The organism is Marinobacterium maritimum, from assembly GCF_039523155.1.
GTDB lineage: Bacteria > Pseudomonadota > Gammaproteobacteria > Pseudomonadales > Balneatricaceae > Marinobacterium > Marinobacterium maritimum.
Map to the genome: position 1 here is coordinate 622404 of NZ_BAAAET010000002.1, position 25253 is coordinate 647656.

The following is a 25253-nucleotide window of genomic DNA, read 5'->3' on the forward strand; positions in this document are numbered from 1 at the left end:
GTAAAAAAACCGCCCCGAAGGGCGGCGCATGAGCAAGGCGCTTAGCAGACGCGCCTTGCCGGACGATCTCGCCGGTCAGTGCCAACCGGCGAGAAGCGATCGGATTTAGATCTTGCCAACCAGGTCCAGAGACGGTGCCAGAGTCGCTTCGCCTTCTTTCCACTTCGCCGGGCACACTTCACCCGGGTGAGAAGCTACGTACTGAGCAGCCTTCACCTTGCGCAGCAGGTCGTCAGCGTCACGACCGATACCTTCAGCAGTGATCTCAACCGCCTGGATCACGCCCTGCGGATCGATCAGGAAGGTGGCGCGGTCTGCCAGGCCCTGGCCTTCACGCATTACACCGAAGTTGTTGGTGATGGTGCCGGTCTGGTCGCCTACCATGTAGTACTTGATCTTGCCGATGGCTTCAGAGGTGTCGTGCCATGCCTTGTGGCTGAAGTGCGTGTCGGTAGACACGGAGAAGACTTCAACGCCCATGCCCTGCAGTTCTTCGTACTTGCCAGCCAGGTCTTCCAGCTCGGTCGGGCAGACGAAGGTGAAGTCAGCCGGGTAGAAGAAGAATACGGCCCACTTGCCTTTCACGTCCGCTTCGGTGATTTCAACGAATTCACCGTTTTTGAACGCAGTTGCCTGGAACGGCTTGATCTCGGTGTTAACGATACCCATAGGTGTAGTTCTCCTTGACTCGAGTGAGTGGATCGCTTGGAAACAGGTCCATAGTAGGCCTGGAGATGGAACGCTGGAAATTAATTAAACCTAAAGGGACGATAGGTTTTATTAATGGTATTGCCATCTCATCAATAATAGACGGGCTTTATGACGGCGATAGGGTCAACCACTTGGCGTTTTGACGCCAGCCTGGACTAAGCTGGAGTCAGATTTGACAGCCAGCAATCAGGAGGCAACACATGCAGACCAATCGCATCGGTTTGGATACGGAAAAGTCCACTCAACTGGCGAAACGCCTCAATGAGCTGCTCGCCAACTACCAGATCTTCTATATGAACGTGCGTGGCTATCACTGGAACGTGCGAGGTCCCGAGTTCTTCGAGTTGCACGTCAAGTTTGAAGAGCAGTACAACGATCTGCTGTTGAAAGTGGACGAGATCGCCGAACGTGTTCTGACCCTGAGCCAGCAGCCGATCCATGCATTCAGCGACTACCTTGAACACAGCTCGATCCGGGAAGCCAAGGATGTGCATGAGGGCAAGGCCTGTGTACAGGGCCTGCTCGAAGGCTACAAGACGCTGATCGGCATGCAGCGAGAAGTCATGGAGCTGGCCAGCGACGCCCAGGACGAGGGTACCGCCACCCTGATGAGTGACTACATCACCCAGCAGGAAAAGACCGTTTGGATGTTCAGTGCCTGGATGGGCTGATCCACAGTGAGAGATCAAGGATGAAGGAAACACAAAAGGCGCCGAGTGGCGCCTTTTTATTGCGTTGTTCCCTGAGGGGGTACAAGCCCCGTATGGGAAACAGTCCTGCGGCTGACAATCAGCCTTCCAGCTTCCACCTCAGGGTTTCACCGGCACGTAGCGGCACGATGATGTCATTGCCGAACGGCATCTCCGCCGGTACCTGCCAGTCTTCCTTCACCAGAGTAATGGTATCGCTGTTGCGCGGCAGGCCGTAGAAATCGGCACCATGGTGGCTGGCGAAAGCTTCCAGCTTGTCCAGTACCCCCAGGTCTTCAAAGATCTCGGCATAGAGCTCGATCGCTGCATAGGCGCTGTAACAGCCGGCACAACCGCAGGCGTTCTCCTTGGCGCCCTTGGCGTGAGGCGCGGAGTCGGTCCCCAGGAAGAACTTCTTGCTGCCGCTGACCACTGCATCCTGCAGCGCCTGCTGGTGCACGTTGCGCTTCAGGATCGGCAGGCAGAACAGGTGTGGACGAATACCGCCCACCAGCATGTGGTTACGGTTGTAGGCCAGGTGCTGAACGGTGATGGTGGCACCGACATTGTCGCCGTGGGCGTTGACGAACTCGGCGGCATCCTGGGTGGTAATGTGCTCGACGACCAGTTTCATGTCAGGGTGACGGCCCGCCAGCGGTGTCAGGATCTCGTCCAGAAATTGCTTCTCACGATCGAAGATGTCCACGTGGTTGTGGGTTACCTCGCCATGCACCAGCAGCGGCATGCCCGCCTCGGCCAGCGCCGAGCAGATCGCATCCAGCTTGCCCAGATCGGTCACGCCGGAATCGGAATTGGTGGTCGCACCGGCCGGGTAGAGCTTCACCGCCGCCACTTTGCCCGTGGCCTTCGCTGCCGCAATCATCTCTGGCGTGGTGTTGTCGGTCAGGTAGAGCGTCATCAGCGGGTCAAAATTGCTGCCTTCCGGCGCCGCCGCCAGAATACGCTCGCGGTAGGCCAGCGCCTGCTCGGCGTCTGTTACCGGCGGCCTTAGATTCGGCATCACGATGGCGCGATGCATCTGGCGGGCAGTGGCGGGTACGACGTGCTGCAACACCTCGCCATCACGCAGATGCAGGTGCCAGTCGTCGGGGCGGGTAATCGTCAGGCGGTCAGTCATCAAAGTGTCCCGGTTATACGGTTAAATAGGGCGTTTAGATTTGCACAGTATACCGGATAACGCGCTGCAGCCGAATGGGGCGATGACAGACGGACCACCGGTGGACTGGCGGAAGCTCAGCCAGAGTGCTCTGTGCGAGCGCACTCCGTGCGCGATCGAATTAGCACTGAATCAATTCAGAACCCCATGCGCAACCGTGCTGGGCGTGAATAGCCATCTAACAAAGCCGTATAAGTACAAAGCTGTCCTTTATTGCAAACACCCACATGATCCGTATCATTACCCGGTTCGCGAAGTAACGCGAGGTTCAGGGATAGCTGGTATCATAGCGCGGTTTTGCGACCGCCGGCTCAAAAGGCCGGCAAGATGCCACAGACAAGCAGGCGACAGGGGTGTTGAGGATTGCCCGAAATGTAACCTTCGGGCGGTAGCGTGTCTGAAAGCTTCTCGTACCCAGTGTTGAGCCATGAGCATGGCTGTGAGAGCAAGCCTAACGCGCAAAGTTCCCGCCGACGCTTCACAAGACTGCTTAACAAGCGAAAGGCAAAAGGATATGCCTCGGATAAAGATAGACCACCATGGCGCACGCGATGGCGTTACCGGCTCATGTCACCAGCTTCACATCGACGACAATACCAGCCTGCTGATCGACTGCGGCCTGTTTCAGGGCAACGAAGCCGGAAACGGTAACAGCCGCGACCGTCACACAATCGGCTTTGACATCAGCAGCGTCAGGGCACTGATCGCCACCCACGTCCATATCGACCACGTGGGCCGTATCCCCTGGTTGCTGGCCGCAGGCTTTGACGGGCCGATCATCTGCTCTCAGCCATCGGCCAGGCTGCTGCCGCTGGTGCTGGAAGACGCTTTCAAACTGGGCATCAGCCGTGATCGAAAGTTGGTTGAACGCTACCTGGAACAGATCGAGTCGCGCATCGTCGCGTTGCCGTACAAACAGTGGTTCACCCTGGTCGACACACCTGAACACAGAGTACAGATAAGGCTGCAGCGCGCCGGGCATATACTGGGTTCCGCCTATGTGGAAGTGGATATCAGCCAGCCGAGTACAAAAGCAAGTGCAAAAGACAGCACCCGCATCGTCTTCTCGGGCGACCTGGGTGCCAGCCATACACCGCTGCTGCCGGCACCCAGGCCGCCCTACAGGGCCGATATCCTGGTGCTTGAAAGCACCTACGGTGATCGCAACCATGAAAGCCGCGCCACACGAAAACACCGACTCAAGGCGGCCATCGACCGGGCACTCCACAATAACGGCACCGTCCTGATCCCGGCCTTCAGCATCGGCCGCACCCAGGAACTGTTGTACGAACTGGAAGAACTACTCAACGGGGAATTGCCGGTGATACTTGATTCACCGCTGGCTTCAAAATTCACAGCCGCCTACCGCGAGCTGCAAGCCTTTTGGGATGAAGAAGCCCACGCCCGGCTTAAACAGGGCCGCAAACCCCTGGCGTTCGATACCCTGCTCACCGTCGATAGCCACGATGAACACCTGAAAATGGTGCACCACCTGGCCCGCTCCGGTCGCCCGGCCATCGTCATCGCCGGCAGCGGCATGTGCAACGCCGGCCGCATCGTCAACTACCTCAAGGCGATGCTGGGTGACGAGCGCCACGATGTACTTTTCGTAGGCTACCAGGCTGAAGGCACACCAGGACGGGATATACAGCAATATGGCCCGCAGAATGGCTATGTAGAGTTGGATGGAGAGCGCTACACCATCCGCGCCCGGGTTGAGACCATCGGTGGCTATTCAGCACATGCCGATCAGCAGGGGCTGGTGAACTTCGTCAAGGGGATGAAGCATAGGCCGAGAGAGATAAGGTTGGTGCATGGGGATGAGGGGGCGAAGGTGGCTCTAAAAGCAGCGCTGAAAGAGGCTTGTGTCCTTAGCACAGATACTGTGAAGCCTGGTCTTGCTGCAAATACACCACCAGAAAACATTTCTGATACGAATTAAGGAAAGCGCCACACCTGCGCAGGACGTAATCCAATGACTAAAAAAGTACTCACTGTATTCGGCACTCGCCCTGAAGCGATCAAAATGGCACCACTGGTTCACGCCTTGGCGACGGATGAGCGGTTTGATGCCAAAGCTTGCGTGACTGCACAGCATCGAGAAATGTTGGACCAGGTGCTGGGCCTTTTTGAGATTTCGCCAGACTATGACCTGAACATCATGAAACCGGGCCAGAGCCTGAATGATGTTACAACCGCGATCCTGACCGGTATGAAACCTGTTCTGGATGAGTTCAAGCCAGATGTGGTTCTGGTACACGGTGATACAGCCACAACGTTTGCGACGGCCCTGGCTGCTTATTATCAGCAGATTCCAGTAGGCCATGTAGAAGCGGGTTTGCGTACTGGCAATATCTACTCCCCCTGGCCGGAAGAAGCCAACCGCAAGCTGACAGGGGCCATCACCCGTTATCACTTTGCACCCACGGATACCTCCAAAACCAACCTGCTGGCGGAAAATGTGGCAGCTGACCAGATCAGCGTCACCGGCAACACCGTCATTGATGCGTTGTTTTGGGTACGTGACAAAATCAACAGCAACACAGCGCTCAACCGTGAGCTGGCCAGCCATTACTCCATGCTGGATTCATCCAAACAGATGGTTCTGGTGACCGGCCATCGTCGTGAAAGCTTTGGTGGTGGGTTTGAGCGTATTTGCGAAGCCTTGCGCCGTATTGCGGTAGAGCATCCTGACTGCCAAATCATCTATCCCGTACACCTGAACCCCAATGTTCAGGAACCGGTTAACCGCCTGCTCAAGGGTGTGGATAATATTCACTTGATAGCCCCTCAGGATTACCTGCCGTTTGTTTACCTGATGACACAAGCGACCCTGATTCTCACTGACTCCGGCGGTATTCAGGAAGAAGCTCCCTCTTTGGGCAAGCCGGTACTGGTCATGCGCGAAACCACCGAACGCCCGGAAGCGGTTCAAGCTGGTACTGTCAAACTGGTCGGTACAGACGTGGACAGGATCTTCAAGGAAGTAAACCGCCTGCTGACTGATACGGCTGCTTACCAGCACATGAGTCAAGCGCATAACCCATATGGGGATGGAAGTGCTTGTGAAAGAATTATCGGTGTATTATCAGAGGGTGGAATATGAAACTCCTCGTCACCGGCGGTGCCGGCTTTATCGGCTCGGCGGTTATCCGCCACATCATCCAGAATACTCAGGATAGCGTCGTAAACGTCGACAAACTCACCTATGCAGGCAACTTGGAAAACCTGCGTGAAGTCGACAGTTCAGATCGCTATGCCTTCGAGCAAGTGGATATCTGTAACCGTACTGAACTTGAGCGAGTATTTGCCGCGCATCAGCCCAATGCCATCATGCATTTGGCCGCTGAAAGCCATGTAGACCGCTCCATCGATGGCCCGGCTGCGTTTATCGAAACCAACATCGTCGGCACTTACACCTTGCTGGAAGTCGCACGCAGCTATTGGCAGGGGCTGGACGACACCCGCAAACAGGCGTTTCGCTTCCACCATATCAGCACCGATGAAGTCTACGGCGACTTGCCGCACCCGGCAGAAGCGGACGATGCGCACCAGCACCTGTTCACCGAAACCACATCGTATGCCCCAAGTTCTCCTTACAGCGCCAGCAAAGCCAGCTCAGACCACCTGGTACGCGCCTGGATGCGCACCTACGGCTTCCCGGTACTGGTGACTAACTGCTCCAACAACTACGGGCCGTACCACTTCCCCGAAAAGCTGGTGCCGTTGATGATCCTCAACGCTCTGGAAAGCAAACCGCTGCCGGTCTACGGCAAGGGCGACCAGATCCGCGACTGGCTCTATGTAGAAGACCACGCCCGCGCACTGTATAAGGTCGTTACCGAAGGCAAGGTGGGCGAAACCTACAATATTGGCGGCCATAACGAAAAGCAGAATATCGAAGTGGTCCACACCATTTGCGATATTCTGCAGGAACTGGCCCCGGCTGCAACCCGCTACCATGACCTGATCACGAACGTCCAAGACCGCCCCGGCCACGACCGCCGCTACGCGATTGACGCAAGCAAAACTCAGCGTGAACTGGGTTGGCAACCGGCAGAAACCTTCGAGTCCGGCATCCGTAAAACCGTGCACTGGTATCTCGACAACCTGGAATGGTGCCGCCGCGTGCAGGATGGCACCTACCAGCGTGAGCGCCTTGGGCAGCTCTGATAGTAACTCGTTCAGTCACAAGGACAGACCATGAAAGGCATTATCCTCGCCGGTGGTTCCGGCACCCGTTTGTATCCGATCACCAAAGGCGTGTCCAAGCAGCTGCTGCCCATCTACGACAAACCGATGATCTATTACCCGCTCTCGGTACTAATGCTGGCGGGTATCCGTGACATCCTGATCATCTCCACTCCCGAAGACCTGCCAAACTTTGAAAAACTGTTGGGGGATGGCAGCAACTTCGGCATTCAACTCAGCTACGCCGAACAGCCCAGCCCGGATGGTCTGGCGCAGGCCTTTATCATCGGTGAAGAATTTATCGGCGATGACAGCGTGTGCCTGGTGCTGGGCGACAATATCTTCTACGGTCAGGGCTTCTCGCCCAAGCTGAAACAGGCCGCTGCCCGCACCTCCGGCGCGACCGTATTCGGCTATCAGGTTAAAGATCCTGAACGTTTTGGCGTGGTCGCTTTCGATGAAAATAACAAAGCGATCTCCATTGAAGAGAAGCCCGAACAGCCCAAGTCCAACTACGCCGTGACCGGCCTCTACTTCTACGACAACGACGTGGTGGAAATCGCCAAGCAGGTGAAACCCTCGCACCGTGGCGAGCTGGAAATTACCAGCGTGAATCAGACCTACCTTGAGCGTGGCGCTTTGAACGTAGAGCTACTGGGCCGTGGTTTTGCCTGGCTGGATACCGGCACCCATGAAAGCCTGCTGGAAGCGGGCGGTTTTGTGCAGACCATTGAGCATCGCCAAGGCTTAAAAGTGGCTTGTTTGGAAGAGATTGCCTTCAACAATGGTTGGGTCAGTAAGGAAGTGTTAAAACAGCAGGCGCAGGCATTAAGTAAAAATGGCTATGGTCAGTACCTGCTTCGATTGGTTGGGGAACAAGCATGAGCATTACCACGCACCGTATTCTGGGTGATCACCGTGGGCAACTGGTTGCAATTGAAGGCCAACAAGATGTTCCTTTTGAGGTGAAGCGAGTTTTTTACATCTACGGTACGCAGCCAGATGTACCACGTGGCCAGCACTCTCATCACCAAACTAGACAGTATCTAATTGCGGTGAATGGTTCCTGTAAAGTCACGCTGGATGATGGCAAGCAGAAAGTCACCTATGACCTGAACCAGCCCAATATCGGTTTGCTTCAGGATGCCTTGATATGGGGCTCAATGCACGACTTCACCCCCGACTGCGTGTTGCTGGTACTGGCCAGCGAGCACTATGATGAAGCTGATTATATTCGTGATTACGAAGACTTTTTGAAAGAGACTAAAAATGCAAATCAGTAATTTCTTTTCTAATCAAAAAATAATTAATGCTGATGTGCAAGTAAAAGTCACACATTATGCAGACAGCTCTCATCCATTGACAGCAACATTTGCAGAAAATGAGTATTATTTAAATCAAGCGCTAGCTAATCCCAATGTTGAAGTAGTAATAACAAATGAAAGCCTGATGGGGTTGGTTGAAACGAAAAAGACGTTGGTGATAAGCGAAGCACCGAAAAAGTCATTTTTTGAACTGCACAACTATATGTTCAATAATGGGTTTTTTAATTTAATAGAAAATGGGTCAATATCAAAAGAAGCAATAATTTCTAAAACTGCAGTCATAAAAGATAATGTTATTATCGAAGATGGTGTAGTAATTGAAGATTATGCTGTGATTGAAAGTAATACACACCTAAAAAAAGGTGTTTATGTTGGGCCTCACGCTGTCATCGGTGCAAGGGGGATGCACAACACTTTTATAAACGGTGAGTGCATTTGGGTAAAAGACGCCGGTGGTGTGATTATAGAAAGCGGTGTGCAAGTATTAGCCCATGCGACCATACAAAAGTCTTATTTTTATGAGCCTACAATAATCGGTAAGGCTTCTATTGTGAGTGTTCATTGCAATATAGGGCATGGGTGTAAAATTGGTCAGAAAACCATGATAGCGGGTCATGCTCAGTTGGCTGGGTATACATCAGTTGGTAATAATGTATGGATTGGCCCTGCAGTAACGACTGCCCATGGTATTACGGTTGGTGACAAAGCTGAACTCTTGGTAGGAAGTGTCGTTATCAATGATATTGCTGAAGCCACGAAGGTATCTGGCAATTTTGCAATGAGCCACCGTAAAAATCTGCGAAAATATACGAAGGAGTCAAAATGAATACAATGCTGAGGTTTAGGTTTAAAGGGAGCCGAAACTACGTGCAGGGTCCAGATATATTTAATGCACTTCTTCAAGCTCACATGAACACCAAGCTTGAAAATATTGATGTAAGGTTTAATGGAGTGGTTACGTCTAACCTGCTGCTCCTCCCGAAAGATGCGCAGGGTGATGTTAAAGTACACATAAGCTGGGATGAGAATGGTAAAGAATCTCAGTATAAACTCATTGAAAGTGCAGATCCTGTTGAGGAAAGATATGAGTATGACGAACAGGCTGTTGTAGATAGGGTATCTTTGGATTTAAATAATAAAACTGCTCGGTTGATAGAAAGAACGCCCTACACATTTTGTGAGAATCTTGTTGCAATGAACAAGTTTCTCTTGCAGTCACTTTTTCCTGAAGAAAATGGGAAATGGTATTTCACACGACTGGAACTTGATAAAGTTATCAGTGATGAAGAGTTGTTCCATATTCGTCTTGTGAAAAATCTAGGCTTCAGACTAACAAAATCAGAAATTCATGTCGGTGATCAAAAGGTCGGTAATATTTACTTCTCTATGGTGAAATAAAATATGGTCGCAATTACTCATATAGGTACATATTTACCGCAAAAAAAAATTAATAATTTAGAGCGTACAGCAGAATTTAGTGTTGATGAGAATTTCATAAGTGAAAAAATCGGTGTACTTAACCGAAGAATAAAAAGTCAAGAACAGAAAGCTTCTGATCTATGTGTTGAAGCTTTTCAAGATTTGAAAAGTCAGACTGACATAAATCTTGATGATATAGACTGCTGCGTCGTTGTAACTCAGAACCCAGACTACAATTTACCGCATACATCGGCCATCGTACATGGCCTGTTGGATCTGCCTGAAAGTTGTGCTTGCTTTGATATTTCACTGGGGTGTTCCGGGTATGTGTATGCACTTGCAGTATTGAATGCATTTATGGAGGTGCAGGGGTTTCGCAAAGGTCTTCTTTTTACGGCGGACGCATATTCTTCAATACTTGACGAGTCGGATAAAAATACGGCTTTAATTTTTGGTGATGGTGCAACAGTTTCCCTTTTAGAAAATGGTAAACCAGGTCTATCACCAATATGCTTCGACTTTGGTTCGAAGGGTAAAGGGTATAAGAATCTTATTAATAATGGTTCTTTGCACATGAATGGACGAATGGTTTTTAACTTTTCAGCTACAACTGTTCCTAAATCCATAGATGCCGCACTAGGAAAGGCGGGCTTAAAAAAATCAAACATTGTAAAATGGTACTTACATCAAGGGAGTAAGTACATTGTTGATACAATAGCGCAGCGTGCTGAGCTTGATCCTGCCCGAGTTGTGTTTGGTATGTATGATTATGGTAATACTGTCTCATCATCTATACCGATGCTTCTAAAAGAAGATCTGATAAAGATGAAATCAGGTGAAAAATACTGCCTCAGTGGTTTCGGTGTAGGGTTGTCTTGGGCAACAGGAATATTTGAATTCAAGTAAGGCCAATAATCAGGAGATATAGAATGAAAAAAGTAGAAATTGAGCAAATTCTAGATGCAATTAAAGCAACAAAAGTAATTGAAGATGTTGAAAGCTTGAAACATGATGTGGAGCTGAGTGAACAGGGTATTGATTCACTTGATTTGTCAAATATGCTTCTTGGTATGGAAGATGCTTTTGGAATCGAAATTCCTGATGAAGATATTGATGCTCTGCTAACGATCAATGACATTCTTGAGTATGTTAACGGAAAAATCTAATGATTGGTTTTTTAGATTTAAAAGCATTGAATCAGCAATACAGGGAAGAATTGATTCAGGTGGTAACGGATGTCATTGACTCAGGTTGGTACATACAGGGTTCCCAGCTGGCTGAATTTGAAAAAGAGTTTGCGGCGTACTGCGGGACTAAGCACTGCATCGGTGTTGCTAATGGTTTGGACGCTTTAACGCTTGTACTGAGGGCATGGAAAGAACTTGGCAAACTGAAAGAAGGTGATGAGGTCATTGTACCGGCCAATACTTACATCGCAAGCATTCTTGCCATAACCGAAAACCGGCTTAAGCCGGTTTTGGTTGAGCCAGATGAACAGACATACAACCTTTGCCCTACTAAAACATCCGCTGCAATTACCGCTAATACAAAAGCCGTACTTGCGGTTCACTTGTATGGTCAACTGGCTCCCATGCCTGAACTGATGGCGTTGGCTGATCAACATGATCTATTGGTGTTGGAAGACTCCGCTCAGGCACATGGTGCAGCGATCAATGGTAAAAAGGCGGGCAATTGGGGGCATGCTTCTGGTTTTAGTTTCTACCCCGGTAAAAACCTCGGTGCATTGGGCGATGCGGGTGCTGTCACTACCAATGATGATGAACTGGCAACAACTATTCGCGCCTTGGGTAATTACGGCAGCCACAAAAAATATGAAAACCTCTATCAGGGCGTCAATAGTCGCCTGGATGAGATGCAAGCGGCCATGCTGCGTGTGAAGCTACAGCACCTTGATACAGAAACCCAGCGGCGCAAAGAGATTGCACTGGCTTATGCCAAAGGTATCACGCATCCCGAACTGTCACAGCCAATAACAGCGCACAGCACACTGACATCATTGGAAAATCACGTATTTCATCTATACGTGGTCCGCACAGCAGAGCGTGAAGCTTTGCAGGCACACTTGGCTAACACCGGCGTCCAAACTCTGATCCACTACCCGACTCCGCCACATCAGCAACAGGCCTATGCACAGTGGAACGAGAAGACTTACCCGCTGACAGAAGTCATTCATCAGCAAGTGCTGAGCCTGCCGATTAGCCCGGTGATGACCGATGATAAGGTAGACGCTGTTATTGCCGCCTGTAACAGCTTTGAGATGCCGTAACGCATGACACTGATTAAAACCAGCCTGCTCAATGGCATAGCGGTTGTTATCAAGATGCTGACCTTACTGGGCCTTAACAAGATACTGGCTATCTATGTTGGCCCGTCGGGTTACGCTGCGTTGGGGCAGTTCCAAAATGCAGTGCAGATGATCACAACGCTGGCCAGCGGCGCAATCAATACAGGCGTTACAAAATATACGGCTGAATACCACGAAGACGAAGCCAAACAGCATGCCATATGGCGAACAGCGGGCACCATCTCGTTAGTTGGCTCGGTGTTGGTTGCAATAGCAGTGATTGCGTTCAACAAACCATTGGCGGGCTGGTTTCTCAAGGATGAAAGCCTTGGCAGCGTTTTTATTTGGTTTGCAGCAACACTGGTGTTGTTTGTGTTCAACACTCTCTTGCTTGCCATCCTCAATGGTAAAAAAGAGATACAGCGCTATGTAACTGCCAATATCGCCGGTAGTCTCTTTGCTCTTGCTGTAACCACGGTCCTAGCGGTTAAACTTGGCCTTTACGGTGCATTGGTTGCCTTGGCAATTTACCAGTCACTGACCTTCTTCGTTACACTGACACTCACTTACAAAGCCAGCTGGTTCAAATTGCGCTACTTACTTGGTGGTATTGATAAGCAATCTGCCAAGAACTTGGCTAAATACACTGCAATGGCCCTCACCAGCGCGGCCTGCGTACCGGTCAGCCATATTCTAATTCGTAACCACCTGGGTGAAACCCTTGGCTGGGAAGCTGCAGGCTACTGGGAAGCAATGTGGCGACTTAGTACCGCTTATCTAATGCTCATCACTACAACCCTCAGTGTTTATTATCTTCCGCGATTGTCTGAGTTAAGTGATTTTTCGGATATTAAGAAGGAAATAGTACAAGGGTATAAAATAATTCTTCCTGTTTCGATATTATTTAGCTTTATTATTTATATACTTCGTGATTTTATAATTTTACTTTTATTTACTGAAGATTTCCATGAGATGGAGGTTCTGTTCGCCTGGAAAATGATTGGTGATATCCTGAAAATAGGAGGGTGGATATTGGCTTTTGTTATGCTTGGGCGTGCAATTACTTGGTTATTCATTTTATCCGAACTATTCTTTTCTTTTTTCCATTATATTTTAGTTATATATTTTGTTTCATATTTCGGTATCGATGGCAGTGCGATCGCATATACGATTAATGCGCTATTTTACTGGTTTTTTTTGTATTTGTGTATATGGCGATATTCTAATTTTTAGTGCTTTTGCATAAGGTTTTTAAATATGTTGGGAAATATAAGGGTTGTTTTTTTATACCCATCTTTAAAAGTTGGTGGTGTTGAGCTTCTTTTTTATAGGCTTGCTAAAAAGCTAATTAATAAAGGAGTTAAAGTGGCCGTTGTTGATTATAAAAATGGTTTTTTAATTCAAGAATTAAAAAATGATAAATATGTTTTCGACGAACTCATATACGAAAAATCTAAAGTTAAATTGGGACATGAAGATATACTACTGTGCCCTCTATCGCTAATAACATTTTTTGAAAAATATGTCTCTCCTTGTCAATCAACAAAAATTTGCTTTTGGGATCTACATCCTTTTAATCTCATTGAAAATACAATTTTTTCTTTATTTTATAAGCGAAACCCAGACTTATTTCTAAAAAGAGTGCTCCGCATTTTTGATTTTTTCCGAGTTGAGCATTTAAAGAAAATATGTACTAATGCTAGTCATGCTAACTCATTGTTTTTTATGTGCGGTAGCAATTTTAATTATAATAATAACTTTTTCAAATTTAGTTTTGATCCTGATTTTTTGCCTATTACTATACCGTTCTTTGAAAGTGAAAATAAAAGATTATTTAAAAAGGTTAGGGTTGATGCGGAAGGGCTCAATATAGGGTGGCTTGGGAGGTTAGATAATGACAAAATTAATATGCTGAACAATCTTTTAAGAGATGTTGATGATTACGCAAAATACAGTTCAAAAAAAATAGTTTTTTTTGTTATTGGTGATGGCGATTCGTCTTCGAATGTGATGGAACCATGTAATTTTAGAATTGTCTTTTTGGGAAAAGTCGATGATAAAGATATTGATAGAATTTGCTTGGAAAACATAGATTTTGGTTTTGCTGTTGGAACCTCTGCATTTGAGTTTGCTGCCCGTGGCGTACCTACAGCAGTTTTGGATGGTAGGTATATGCGAAATTTAGGCAATAATGGTATATATTTACCTGTTAATTCGCTGATGAACTATGATGTATCACTTGATCATAATATATATGAAAAAAAACTTTACAGTTTTGCTGAAATAATTGAAAGGTTGGATGAAGACTATGATTATGCATCTAATGTATCGAGAGACCATGTTTATGAAAATCACAGCACAAATGTTCAATTTTTGAATTTTGTTGAGAGACTGTACAATATAAGTTATGACTACCGATCATTTAAGTATGATAGTAAGGGGTTCATAGGTTTCATGTCAGTAATGACATATGGTCTAAAGAAATTTGTAATGAAAATTAGATGATTCTCTAATGTTGAAATAGAATTTTGAAACTAATTATACTTATAGGGTTCTAATTTTTTCATATTTAAATAATGGTGATGTTTTTCATTGTCTCTAATGGTTATAAATAGTGCGCTATAAGGATGGTTTGTGACTACATATTTCTTGTTTTACATGACTTTGTTTGTTCTCCAGCTGCTTGCTTTTAGAGTTAAATCAAATTTTTTCTATATATCTGCAATATTACTTGTTGTAGCTTTTGTTTCACTTAGGTATATGGTGGGGTGGGATTACGAACATTATTATAATGCTATAGTTTATCATGCTGATAATAACATAACGCTAAGGGAAGAATATCTAACAGTTTTTCTGATTGATCTTGCAAGGATATATGAGTCGCCTTTTATTTATTTTTTTATAAACGCAGCTATTTTTTTCTCTATTTTTTACTTTTTTGTAAAAAAATACAGTGTTAATCCATGGTTGAGTTTGTTTATATTTATAGGGTTTCCGCTTTTTTTCTTGAATTCGCTTAGTGTAGTTAGAACCTTTACAGCTATTAGTGTATCGCTGCTAGCTTTATGTTTCTTGTTGAATAAAAGATATATTGTATATTTGGCTTTGATTTTTTTGGCCAGTCTCTTTCATAAGTCTGCCTTTATTGCTCTTTTCTTGCCTATTTTTTTACTGGTTGATTTTAATAAAAAGCTATGGGCTTTTGTTATTGTTTTTGGTTTTTTAGCAGGTTCTTATATAGAGGCTTTTATTGGATACCTTGTGGAAATTTATTTTCCCTATTACCAAGTATATCTGAAAAAAACAATGGCACAGGAGGGTACAAAAGCAATATTTTTCTTAGCTGGGTTTGCTGTTTTATTTGTCATTTTTAGTGACAAGATAACTAAAAATGACAAAGCAATGTCGTTTTTTTTAGATTCTTATTTGTTTGGTGTTTTTATTTACATGATATTTGCCAATTATGGAACTTTAGCACATAGGGCAACGCTGTATTCGACTGTTCTTCTTGTTATTTTACTACCGCGATTTTTGGAAGTGTTAAGGCCTCTTTATATTAACCGGATTTTGTTTTTTAGTCTTCATGCTATATTGATATTTTTCTTTTTTTACACAGTCAAGGTTGGTGAAGATACTTACATACCCTATCGCTTTATTTTTTAGATTTAAGAGGTGGTTAAGTGAATATATTTGTTTGCCCGACAAATAAGTCATTCATGCCATATGTCGATCTCTATGAAGATGTAACCGATAAGGTTTTCTTGGTATGGGATCGCTTTGGCGAAGAAAAAGAATCGAAAAATAATTTAATATATAGGGATGGCAGGAAAGGGCATAGGCGTAATATAATAAACTATGTTTTTTTTGCTATTTTTGTGATTGGGTTTATTGTTAAGAATGTTAATAAAGATGATAGAGTTATAATATTTACACCACAGTTGTTTTTCTTTATTTGGCCATTTTTGGTTATTAAAGGAAACTATGCGCTGGACTATCGTGATTATCACTTTTTGACAAAACTCATACCCTCTTTTTCTTTGCGCAAGGCATCATTTATAGCAATATCGTCACCTGCATATCGTACACTCTTTCCATGTCGCTCTAATGTCGTCCTTAGCCATAATTACAAAAGAATTATACCCAAGCAGGATTATGGTATACCAGTTAATCCTTACTCAATATCTTGTATTGGTGCAATAAGAGATTTTGGTCCAAACTCGGAAATTATTAAGGAGCTTTGTAACCGTGATGAGTATAAGCTGTTCTTTCATGGTAGAGGTGTGGCTGAGGTTGATTTAAAAGAATTTTCGGATGATATTGGTGCCGAAAACGTATATTTTACTGGCTATTATGATAAAAATGAAGAATGTAATCTATATAAGAGTGCTTCATTAATTAACCTTTTGCGCTTTTCAGATGGCTATAATGATCGTGTGGCCTTACCAAATAGACTTTATAATTCTGCACAATATAAAAGGCCTATTTTATGTTACCACGGGACTTTACTGGCTGAATATGTGGAAAGATATAGCTTGGGGGTGTGCCTGGAAAAAGGTGATGATTTTTCTTCTTCAATAAAAAAATATTTTGATACTTTTTCTATAGTAAAGTTTGAGTCTGATACTGAAAGATTTTTGGCTGATGTTGAAAGAGAGCAAGAAGAATTCAAAGTAAATTACTCAGGTTTTTTCAATTAAATTATTTTTGTTGGGTCTTGAATGTTTTCAAATAAAACTCTCCTCATCACCGGCGGCACCGGTTCCTTCGGCAATGCCGTTCTCAACCGCTTCTTGGACACAGACATCGCTGAAATTCGCATTTTCAGCCGTGACGAGAAGAAGCAGGACGACATGCGTAAGCGTTACGCTAATCCCAAGCTCAAGTTCTACATTGGCGATGTGCGTGATTACAATAGCATGCTGAACGCGACCCGTGGGGTGGATTACATCTACCATGCTGCGGCGCTCAAGCAGGTGCCGTCCTGTGAATTTCACCCCATGGAGGCGGTGAAAACCAACGTACTCGGCACCGAAAACGTGCTGGAAGCCGCCATTCAGAACGAGGTGAAGCGCGTTGTTTGCCTGAGTACCGACAAAGCGGTGTATCCCATTAATGCCATGGGTATCTCCAAGGCGATGATGGAAAAGGTGATGGTGGCCAAGTCGCGCAACGTCGATCCCGAGAAAACCGTGATCTGCGGCACTCGCTACGGCAACGTGATGGCCTCACGTGGTTCCGTAATTCCGCTGTTTGTGGATCAGGTTCGTGCCGGCAAGGCCTTGACCATAACAGACCCCAACATGACTCGCTTCATGATGACCCTGGCCGATGCGGTAGATCTGGTGTTGTATGCCTTCGAGCATGGCAGCAACGGCGATATGTTTGTGCAGAAAGCCCCGGCGGCAACGGTTGAAACGCTGGCGAAAGCCCTGACGGACTTGATGGGCAAGCCGGACCACCCGATCAATGTGATTGGTACCCGCCACGGTGAAAAGCTGTTTGAAGCGCTGCTTAGTCGTGAAGAGATGGCTTGTGCCGAAGACTTGGGCGGCTATTATCGTGTACCACCGGATCTGCGTGACCTGAACTACGGCAAGTTTGTCGAGCAGGGCGAAGAGAAGATCTCCCACACCGAAGATTACAATTCCCACAACACCGAGCGGCTGGATGTGGCAGGCATGCAAGCACTGCTGCGCAAGCTGGATTTCATTCGTGCCCTGGAACGGGGTGAGTACATCAACCCGGAGGACTAATCTGTGCGTATACTGGTAACCGGTGCCAAAGGGTTTATTGGCAAAAACCTGCTGCTGCACTTTCAGGAAAAGGGTGGCATCGACGTGGTGCCCTTCACCCGCGAGCATAGCGTCGATGATCTGCCTGCATTGCTGGAAGGTATCGATTGGGTGTTTCATCTGGCAGGCATCAACCGCCCGCAACACCCGGAGGAGTTTGTCACCGGCAACACCGGCCTGACTGAGCAGCTCTGCGCGGCAATCAAGGACAGTGGTAAACAGATTCCGGTGGTGTATACATCGTCCATTCAGGCCGAACGCGATAACGACTACGGCCGCAGCAAACGTGCCGCCGAAGACGCTTTACTCGCACTGCAGCATGATACCGGCAACCCGGTGTTTATCTACCGTTTGCCCAATGTGTTCGGCAAATGGGCGCGGCCCAATTACAACTCGGCGGTGGCGACTTTCTGCCATAACGTTGCACGCGATCTGCCGCTCCGGATCAACGACCCATCTGCGGTTATTCCCTTGGTGTATGTGGATGATGTGGTTGATAACTTCATGTCACTGCTGGCTGGTGTTGAATCAATCAACACTCGTATTGATAACGCCTATGTTGAAGTCGCCCCCGAATACCGAATCAGCGTTGGCGAGCTGGCCGATCAGCTGAACCGCTTCAAGGCCACGCGGCATAACCTGATCACCGAGCCGGTGGGCACGGGGCTGGTACGCGCTTTGTATTCCACCTATGTCAGCTACTTGCCTCCGGAGCGCTTCACCTACCCGGTGCAGCAGCATGGCGATGCCCGTGGTGTGTTTGTCGAGATGCTGAAAACCCCTGATGCCGGGCAGTTTTCGTTTTTCACCGCACACCCTGGTATTACACGTGGCGGGCATTATCACCACTCCAAAACGGAAAAGTTTCTGGTGATCAAGGGCAAGGCCCGTTTCCGTTTCCGTCATATGCTGACCGGCGAGCATTACGAACTGCACACCTCGGGTGAACACTCTGAAATTGTCGAAACCGTGCCGGGCTGGACCCATGATGTGACCAATGTGGGTGATGACGAGTTGATCTGTATGCTCTGGGCCAATGAGATTTTCGATCGGGACAAGCCGGATACCTTTGCCCGTCCGCTTGGTTGAAATGACCGGACACTGAAGCCTGAATATCTGTACGCAAACGCCCGTACTGAAGGATTGTTATGAAAAAACTGAAGGTTATGACCGTGGTCGGGACTCGGCCCGAAATTATTCGCCTGTCACGGGTGATGGCCAAACTGGATGAGCACTGCGAGCATGTGCTGGTCCATACCGGCCAGAATTACGATTACGAACTGAATGAAATATTCTTTAATGACCTGGGCATTCGCAAGCCCGACCACTTCCTTAGTGCTGCCGGTGCCAGTGGTGCCGAAACCATCGGTAATGTGATCATCGCTGTTGATCGTGTGCTGGCCGAGGTGCAGCCGGAAGCGGTACTGGTACTGGGCGACACCAATAGTTGTATGGCCGTGCTGCCGGCCAAGCGCCGCAAGATCCCGACCTTCCATATGGAGGCCGGCAACCGCTGCTTCGATATGCGCGTACCGGAAGAGATTAACCGCCGCATCGTCGACCACACAGCCGATATCAACCTGACCTACAGCGCTATTGCGCGTGACTACCTGCTGTCCGAAGGCCTACCGCCTGACCGGGTGATCAAAACCGGCAGCCCCATGTTTGAGGTGTTGAACCATTACCGCGTCGGTATTGAGGCCTCGGATGTGTTGGAACGTTTGGGCCTAGTGCATCATCAGTTTTTTGTCGTCAGCGCCCATCGTGAAGAAAACGTCGATTCTGACAAGAACTTCTTCAAGCTGGTCGAAGTGCTGAACACTGTGGCCGAGCAGTACGACCTGCCGGTTATTGTTTCGACCCACCCGCGCACACAAAAGCGTGTCAACGCTATGGGGATTAAGTTCCACGGCAACGTGCAGCTGCTGAAACCCTTGGGTTTCAGGGACTATAACAAACTCCAGTTCTGCGCCCGAGCGGTGTTGTCGGACAGCGGCACCATCAATGAGGAATCATCAATCCTCAACTTCCCAGCACTGAACCTGCGTGAAGCACATGAGCGCCCCGAAGGCATGGAAGAGGCTGCTGCCATGATGGTGGGGCTGGAAGTGGAGCGAGTCTTGCAGGGCCTTGCGATTCTGGAATCGCAAGGTCGTGGTGAAGAACGCAGCCTGAGACTGGTCGCCGATTATAGCATGCCGAATGTGGCGGACAAGGTTGTACGCATTGTGCACAGCTATCGTGATTACGTCATGCGGACGGTTTGGAAGCAGTATTGATGGCGAAGAAAAAGACGGATCTTGCCATCGTTAATCGCAGCTTTTGGCCGCAGAGCCAGGTGATTGGCGAGGGATTGCTGCAGTTTGCAGAGACAGCGGCTGAAACGCACAGTGTATGCGTAATTACCCAGACCGATGGTGATCTGGCTGCGCTGCTGGAGGTCGAAGGCCGGGGTAAAGGCGTACAGATCCGTGCGTGTAAGTCTTATACCACCTCTGTTAGCGGCTTGATTAAACGCATGGTTGAGGCGGTGTTCTTTATGTTGTGGACATTCCTCAGCCTGGTGCGGGCAAAGCCAGCCAATGTGTATGTGTCGACCAATCCACCGGTCGTGGTGCCGTTTATCGTTGCGGTCTATTGCCGGTTGTTTGGCGCGCGCTATGTCTATCATCTACAGGACATTCACCCTGAAGCTGTCAATATAGTGGTACCGCTGAACGGGTTGGTGTTCAAATTGCTAAAGGCCATAGACAACTACACCCTGCGCCATGCAGCGGTGATTATTACCCTTTCTGATGATATGAAGGCCCATATCCAACAGCGAAGCGATACCAAAAGCCCAATACTCCTGCTGGATAATCCGTCGTTTGATATCGTGCCGGTGCCAATAGATCAGCGTACCAAAGACGTTGTGTTCTGTGGCAATGCCGGCCGCTTACAACGCATCCCTCTGTTGATGACCGCCATTCGTGACTATCTGCAACAGGGTGGAAAATTGAACTTCACTTTTGCCGGTGGGGGGGTGCATGCACCCGATGTGAAGGCACTGGCTGACGCCTATGATCAGGTCGGCTATTTGGGCATCATCCCGGCTGCTGATGCCGCAGAGTTGGTGAACCAACACCGCTGGGCTTTGCTGCCCATTGATGATGAAGTCACCAAATATGCCTTCCCGAGCAAGTCCTCCGGTTATGCCCTGTCAGGCTCAGGCGTACTGGCCGTCTGCGGTGAAGATACCAGTGTGGCACGTTGGGTAGAGCAGCATAATGTCGGCGTTGTATGTGTGGCTGATCACGAAGCATTGGTTCGTTGTTTCTTCTCGCTTGAACAAAACACTGATGGTAAGTTTTTAATTAGTGATGAAATGCGACACCGGCTACAGATCCCGTATTTTGCGCAGAGGTTGAGTGATATTGCCCTAAGCCAAAAAGCCGTGCCGTAACACTGTAGCCCCTATTTGACGCCATTCTAGGTCTTCTATCACTATGATTAAACGCTTTTTCGATATCATTGCCTCTGCCTTCGGCCTGCTGTTGCTTGCTCCGGTTCTCGCCGTGGTAGCCTTCCAAATCCGCCGTAAACTCGGATCTCCTGTCCTTTTTCGGCAAATCCGGCCTGGCACGGATGGCAAACCATTCGAGATGATCAAGTTCAGAACCATGCGTGATGCTATCGATAAAGACGGTAACCCACTGCCTGACTCTGAACGCATGACCCCCTTCGGTTCTTTTTTACGCTCAACCAGTTTGGATGAATTGCCGGAGCTGTGGAATGTACTCAAGGGTGATATGAGCCTGGTGGGGCCGCGCCCTTTGTTGATGGAATATTTGCCTCTGTACTCCAAAGAGCAGTATCGCCGCCATGAGACTCGCCCCGGCGTAACCGGCTGGGCGCAGGTGAATGGACGTAATGCAATCAGCTGGGAAGACAAGTTCAAACTGGATGTTTGGTATGTGGATAACCGTTCACTCTGGCTGGATCTACGGATCATTTACCTGACGGTTAAGAAGGTGTTAGTCAGGGATGGGATCTCTGCAGAAGGCGAGGCAACCATGTCTAAGTTTAAAGGTTCAGAGGAAGGGAAAGATAAATAATGACATGCAAGGTGTTTGGTGTATTTGGCGCCAGTGGTTTTGGTCGTGAAGTAATGCCTGTAGCTCGAGGAATGGATGACCTAGAGGGATTTGATTTTGTATTTGTAGACGACAACCCGCCGGCCGCTGAGATTAATGGTTATAAGGTTTTGACCTATCAAGAATTTGTTGATGTCAATGCGGACGTGAAAAGTATAATTGTAGCAATTGCTGATGCGGGAATACGCCGGAATATTGAAGCACGCTGTGCTAATGATGATATTAAATTATGTACGGTCGTTTCTGAAAAATCACTCAAAATGGATCAGGTCAAGATAGGTGACGGTGCTGTAATATGTCCTTTTGTAACACTGACATCAAATATAAAGATTGGTAAGTCTTTTCATGCCAATATCTACAGTTATGTAGCACATGACTGTGTTATCGGTGATTATGTCACTTTTGCACCTGCTGTTAAATGTAATGGAAATGTGAAAATTGAAAATAACGCTTATATAGGCACCGGTGCAATCATCAAACAAGGCAAACCGGGTAAGCCTCTTATTATTGGCGAAGGTGCAGTTGTTGGAATGGGGGCAGTAGTAACGAAAAACGTACCAGCAGGTGCGGTAGTGGTAGGAAATCCTGCCAAACCACTGGGCCATAAGCGACTAGGAGGCTGATATGACTGAGGTAGCATTGGGCTCTATTCCCTTGGAAGAGATCTACCCAGGAATGACTGTAAGTTATTCACAAACTATTACAGATGCTGATATTAAGGCTTTTGCAGGTATTTCGGGTGATCATAACCCCGTTCATGTGAGTGAGACTTATGCAGAACAGTCCCGCTTTGGAAAGCGTATAGCACATGGGTTGATGTCTGCGGGCTTTTTCTCAGCTCTTTTTGGTATGCGATTGCCTGGGCCTGGCTGTCTTTACGTTTCGCAAAGTTTACAGTTTAAACGGCCAGTTTATATTAATGATACGGTTGTTGCTGCTGTTGAGGTTACTAAGGTTGATCGTGAGAAACGCCGTGTTTTCTTCAAAACAGAATGTAAGGTGGGTGTTAAAAAAGTAATAACAGGAGAGGCAGAAATATACATTCCTCCTCAAGGCTAGTTAACCTGCAAAAAATTGTAGCGATTTAGTACTCTAGATTCCGTAATCACCCATCGGACCAAAAAATGCTAAACGGACCTTTTTCTCCCTGGCCCTCTTTTACTGAAGAAGAGGCCAATGCTGTACGTGATGTTCTGCTCTCCAATAAGGTCAACTACTGGACCGGACAAGAAGGGCGTCAATTTGAACGTGAGTTTGCCGAGTATGTTGGCGCTGAGCACGCCATTGCACTGGCCAATGGTACCGTAGCCCTTGATCTGGCGCTGAATGCATTGGGTGTTGGTGCAGGAGATGAGGTGATTGTCACCTCGCGTACCTTCCTGGCCTCGGTGTCCAGCATCGTCAATGCAGGGGCGGTGCCGGTGTTTGCCGATGTAGACCCTGACAGCCAGAACGTTACGGCTGATTCCATCGCGGCGGTAATCACGCTCCGTACCCGAGCCATTGTCTGCGTCCATTTGGCTGGTTGGCCCTGCGATATGGACCCAATTATGGCGCTGGCTGAGCAGCATGAACTGTACGTGATTGAAGATTGTGCCCAGGCGCATGGTGCCTTGTATAAAAGGCAGCCGGTCGGCTCAATCGGTCATGTGGGCTGCTGGTCGTTTTGTCAGGACAAGATCATGACCACTGGTGGTGAGGGTGGCATGGTCACAACAAATGACCGTGAACTCTGGTCAAAGATGTGGTCATTCAAGGATCATGGTAAAAGCTGGGAAGCGGTTTACGAACGTGAACATCCGCCGGGCTTTCGCTGGTTGCATGAATCGTTCGGTACCAACTGGCGCATGACCGAGATGCAGGCCGTAATTGGCCGTATTCAGCTCAAGCGTATGCCGCAGTGGCACGATGCCCGCTTGCGTTATGCACAGCAGATCTGGGACACGGCGAAAAAGCTGCCCGGGTTGCGTGTGCCCGAGCTGCCAGAGGATATCGAGCACGGGGTGTACAAGTGCTATGTATTTGTGGATTCACGCACGGAGTGCGCTCCCACATCGTCTCCGGCGTTGTCTCGTGATGAGATCATGAAGAAGATCAATGACCGTGGTGTGCCCTGTTTCTCGGGCTCCTGCTCTGAGGTGTATCTGGAAAAGGCATTCGATGGTACAGGCTGGCGCCCTGAACAACCGCTGCCGGTTGCGCATAAGCTGGGCGAAACCAGCCTGATGTTCCTGGTACACCCGACATTGACTCAGGCCGAAATTGACAAGACCTGTGCGGTCCTGACTGAGGTAATGATGTCTCAGCGGTAATCTTATGCCTATACCGTAAACAGGTGAGAAGGATACTCACACTACTCCAAGGAAGGAGTCCACATGAAAAAGATCGTGATCTGTGCTGATGGCACTTGGCAGTCGCCTGAGTCTGACTGTGCCACCCATATTCTGCGTATTGCCCGTGGTATTGCCCCGGAAGACGATATCGGCCACAAGCAGGTGGTGTTTTACGACTGGGGTGTTGGCTCTGACGGCAATGCTCTGTCCGGTGGCATCACGGGCAAGGGTATCGACCGTAATATTCTCGATGCTTACCGCTTTCTGGTGCACAACTATGATGAGGGCGACAAGCTCTATCTGTTCGGTTTTAGCCGTGGTGCCTATACAGTCCGTTCTCTGGCGGGGCTGGTCGCTAACTGCGGCATTTTGCGCCGCGAGCATGCCGATAAGATAGCCAGTGCTTACTCACTCTACCGCCGCCGCAGCTCAGCTTCAGCGCCGGGCAGCGATCTGTCTGCCACCTTTCGAAGCCGCTTCGCAGTGGCCGATTTAAGCCGGGTGCATTTCGTCGGTGTGCTCGACACTGTCGGAGCCCTGGGCATCCCCGCTCCGTTTCTGGGCACGCTGGGCTCTTCGCGCTATCTCTTCCACGATACCGACCCCGGGCAGGTGATCACCCATGCCCGCCATGCGGTCTCCATTGATGAAAATCGCCAGGATTTTGAGCCGACTCTCTGGACGCCCCGTGGCGGTGTCGATCTGCAGCAGGTCTGGTTTGCCGGGGTGCATTCCGATATCGGTGGTGCCTATGCCGACCGCACGCTGGGTGATCACGCCGGCCAGTGGCTCGCCCGAGAGGCTCTGGCCTGTGGACTGGCATTCGAGCCGCATTTCGTCGACGATCTTTCCCCTGACTACGCCGGCCCCCAGCATAACGAGTACAAGGGTTTCTACCGCGCACTGCGCCGCCGTGTAGTGCGTGAGATTGAGCCGGTCGTACACATAAGCGTGCGGGAGCGTTGGCTGGATCAGTCTGTACGTTACCCCAGCCCGGCACTCAGCGCACTGATGGCTCGGCTGAACGGTGACTGGAGCCGGGTGAGAGTGGTTAATTGATAGTACGGTTGTTTTATAAGACGCTGAGGAGGCTGGCTACTGGCTGGCAGCGATGCCTTTGCTGTATTCATACCCCAAGACCCTGTCACTTGATTCCGTTAAACTCTCCTAATGAAAGC

General features: G+C 48.5%; 26 protein-coding genes. 24 read left to right on the plus strand and 2 right to left on the minus strand.

Annotated features, from left to right (window positions below; translation table 11 throughout):
- Window positions 1–105 precede the first annotated feature (105 nt).
- Window positions 106–663: an alkyl hydroperoxide reductase subunit C gene (gene ahpC, locus ABD013_RS09205; protein ID WP_425543406.1), complete on the minus strand. Its 558-nt coding sequence runs from the start codon at window positions 661–663 to the stop codon at window positions 106–108.
- Between the two features lie 248 nt (window positions 664–911).
- Here ahpC and ABD013_RS09210 point away from each other — a divergent pair, with 248 nt between their 5' ends.
- The gene (locus ABD013_RS09210; RefSeq protein ID WP_343805102.1) at window positions 912–1382 is read left to right on the plus strand and encodes a Dps family protein; all 471 of its coding nucleotides are present in this window, start codon (window positions 912–914) and stop codon (window positions 1380–1382) included.
- A gap of 118 nt (window positions 1383–1500) precedes the next feature.
- Here the strand turns inward: ABD013_RS09210 and pyrC are convergent, their stop codons facing one another.
- Window positions 1501–2538, minus strand: coding sequence for a dihydroorotase (gene pyrC / locus ABD013_RS09215; protein ID WP_343805104.1), 1038 nt, complete (start codon window positions 2536–2538; stop codon window positions 1501–1503).
- A 553-nt stretch (window positions 2539–3091) separates the two neighbouring features.
- On the opposite strand from pyrC, the gene ABD013_RS09220 reads away from it, so the two are divergent.
- The 23 genes from ABD013_RS09220 (at window position 3092) to ABD013_RS09330 (ending at window position 25134) form a co-directional block, all read left to right on the plus strand.
- Complete coding sequence (locus ABD013_RS09220; protein ID WP_343805108.1) at window positions 3092–4519, plus strand: MBL fold metallo-hydrolase RNA specificity domain-containing protein; 1428 nt, start codon at window positions 3092–3094, stop codon at window positions 4517–4519.
- Window positions 4520–4552: 33 nt separating this feature from the next.
- Complete coding sequence (wecB, locus tag ABD013_RS09225; RefSeq protein WP_343805117.1) at window positions 4553–5683, plus strand: non-hydrolyzing UDP-N-acetylglucosamine 2-epimerase; 1131 nt, start codon at window positions 4553–4555, stop codon at window positions 5681–5683.
- Window positions 5680–6750, plus strand: a complete 1071-nt coding sequence (rfbB, locus tag ABD013_RS09230) for a dTDP-glucose 4,6-dehydratase (protein ID WP_343805119.1) — start codon at window positions 5680–5682, stop codon at window positions 6748–6750. The genes wecB (ABD013_RS09225) and rfbB overlap by 4 nt, the downstream gene beginning before the upstream one ends.
- Before the next feature lie 30 nt (window positions 6751–6780).
- Window positions 6781–7653, plus strand: coding sequence for a glucose-1-phosphate thymidylyltransferase RfbA (gene rfbA, locus ABD013_RS09235; RefSeq protein ID WP_343805121.1), 873 nt, complete (start codon window positions 6781–6783; stop codon window positions 7651–7653).
- On the plus strand, window positions 7650–8051 hold the full coding sequence (locus tag ABD013_RS09240) for a sugar 3,4-ketoisomerase (RefSeq protein ID WP_343805123.1): 402 nt from the start codon (window positions 7650–7652) through the stop codon (window positions 8049–8051). The genes rfbA and ABD013_RS09240 overlap by 4 nt, the downstream gene beginning before the upstream one ends.
- On the plus strand, window positions 8038–8919 hold the full coding sequence (locus ABD013_RS09245; RefSeq protein WP_343805125.1) for an LbetaH domain-containing protein: 882 nt from the start codon (window positions 8038–8040) through the stop codon (window positions 8917–8919). Before ABD013_RS09240 ends, ABD013_RS09245 begins: the two co-directional genes overlap by 14 nt.
- Window positions 8916–9491 (plus strand): hypothetical protein, encoded by a 576-nt coding sequence (locus ABD013_RS09250; protein ID WP_343805127.1) that lies wholly within the window; start codon window positions 8916–8918, stop codon window positions 9489–9491. The genes ABD013_RS09245 and ABD013_RS09250 overlap by 4 nt, the downstream gene beginning before the upstream one ends.
- Window positions 9492–9494: 3 nt before the next feature.
- On the plus strand, window positions 9495–10418 hold the full coding sequence (locus tag ABD013_RS09255) for a ketoacyl-ACP synthase III (RefSeq protein ID WP_343805129.1): 924 nt from the start codon (window positions 9495–9497) through the stop codon (window positions 10416–10418).
- 23 nt (window positions 10419–10441) lie between these two features.
- A complete protein-coding gene (locus tag ABD013_RS09260; RefSeq protein ID WP_343805131.1) occupies window positions 10442–10678 on the plus strand; it encodes an acyl carrier protein in 237 nt (78 codons plus the stop codon).
- Window positions 10678–11799 carry a DegT/DnrJ/EryC1/StrS family aminotransferase gene (locus tag ABD013_RS09265; protein ID WP_343805133.1) on the plus strand — a complete coding sequence of 374 codons (1122 nt, stop codon included), beginning with the start codon at window positions 10678–10680 and terminating at the stop codon, window positions 11797–11799. The genes ABD013_RS09260 and ABD013_RS09265 overlap by 1 nt, the downstream gene beginning before the upstream one ends.
- Window positions 11800–11802: 3 nt before the next feature.
- Window positions 11803–13050: an O-antigen translocase gene (locus ABD013_RS09270; RefSeq protein WP_343805135.1), complete on the plus strand. Its 1248-nt coding sequence runs from the start codon at window positions 11803–11805 to the stop codon at window positions 13048–13050.
- 24 nt (window positions 13051–13074) lie between these two features.
- Window positions 13075–14322: a glycosyltransferase family protein gene (locus tag ABD013_RS09275; RefSeq protein WP_343805136.1), complete on the plus strand. Its 1248-nt coding sequence runs from the start codon at window positions 13075–13077 to the stop codon at window positions 14320–14322.
- A 129-nt stretch (window positions 14323–14451) separates the two neighbouring features.
- A complete protein-coding gene (locus tag ABD013_RS09280) occupies window positions 14452–15480 on the plus strand; it encodes an EpsG family protein (protein ID WP_343805138.1) in 1029 nt (342 codons plus the stop codon).
- Window positions 15481–15497: 17 nt separating this feature from the next.
- Complete coding sequence (locus tag ABD013_RS09285) at window positions 15498–16514, plus strand: glycosyltransferase family protein (RefSeq protein WP_343805140.1); 1017 nt, start codon at window positions 15498–15500, stop codon at window positions 16512–16514.
- A 21-nt stretch (window positions 16515–16535) separates the two neighbouring features.
- Window positions 16536–17570, plus strand: a complete 1035-nt coding sequence (locus tag ABD013_RS09290; protein ID WP_343805142.1) for a polysaccharide biosynthesis protein — start codon at window positions 16536–16538, stop codon at window positions 17568–17570.
- Window positions 17571–17573: 3 nt separating this feature from the next.
- Window positions 17574–18698, plus strand: a complete 1125-nt coding sequence (gene wbjC / locus ABD013_RS09295; RefSeq protein ID WP_343805144.1) for a UDP-2-acetamido-2,6-beta-L-arabino-hexul-4-ose reductase — start codon at window positions 17574–17576, stop codon at window positions 18696–18698.
- A 59-nt stretch (window positions 18699–18757) separates the two neighbouring features.
- On the plus strand, window positions 18758–19888 hold the full coding sequence (wecB, locus tag ABD013_RS09300) for a non-hydrolyzing UDP-N-acetylglucosamine 2-epimerase (protein ID WP_343805146.1): 1131 nt from the start codon (window positions 18758–18760) through the stop codon (window positions 19886–19888).
- The gene (locus ABD013_RS09305) at window positions 19888–21051 is read left to right on the plus strand and encodes a glycosyltransferase (RefSeq protein ID WP_343805148.1); all 1164 of its coding nucleotides are present in this window, start codon (window positions 19888–19890) and stop codon (window positions 21049–21051) included. The genes wecB (ABD013_RS09300) and ABD013_RS09305 overlap by 1 nt, the downstream gene beginning before the upstream one ends.
- A 43-nt stretch (window positions 21052–21094) precedes the next feature.
- Window positions 21095–21703, plus strand: a complete 609-nt coding sequence (locus ABD013_RS09310) for a sugar transferase (protein WP_343805150.1) — start codon at window positions 21095–21097, stop codon at window positions 21701–21703.
- The gene (locus ABD013_RS09315) at window positions 21703–22365 is read left to right on the plus strand and encodes a NeuD/PglB/VioB family sugar acetyltransferase (RefSeq protein WP_343805152.1); all 663 of its coding nucleotides are present in this window, start codon (window positions 21703–21705) and stop codon (window positions 22363–22365) included. Before ABD013_RS09310 ends, ABD013_RS09315 begins: the two co-directional genes overlap by 1 nt.
- Before the next feature lies 1 nt (window position 22366).
- Window positions 22367–22801 (plus strand): MaoC family dehydratase, encoded by a 435-nt coding sequence (locus ABD013_RS09320; RefSeq protein ID WP_343805154.1) that lies wholly within the window; start codon window positions 22367–22369, stop codon window positions 22799–22801.
- Between the two features lie 65 nt (window positions 22802–22866).
- Window positions 22867–24054: a DegT/DnrJ/EryC1/StrS family aminotransferase gene (locus ABD013_RS09325; RefSeq protein WP_343805156.1), complete on the plus strand. Its 1188-nt coding sequence runs from the start codon at window positions 22867–22869 to the stop codon at window positions 24052–24054.
- A gap of 63 nt (window positions 24055–24117) precedes the next feature.
- Window positions 24118–25134: a DUF2235 domain-containing protein gene (locus tag ABD013_RS09330; RefSeq protein ID WP_343805158.1), complete on the plus strand. Its 1017-nt coding sequence runs from the start codon at window positions 24118–24120 to the stop codon at window positions 25132–25134.
- The last annotated feature ends 119 nt before the right edge of the window (window positions 25135–25253 follow it).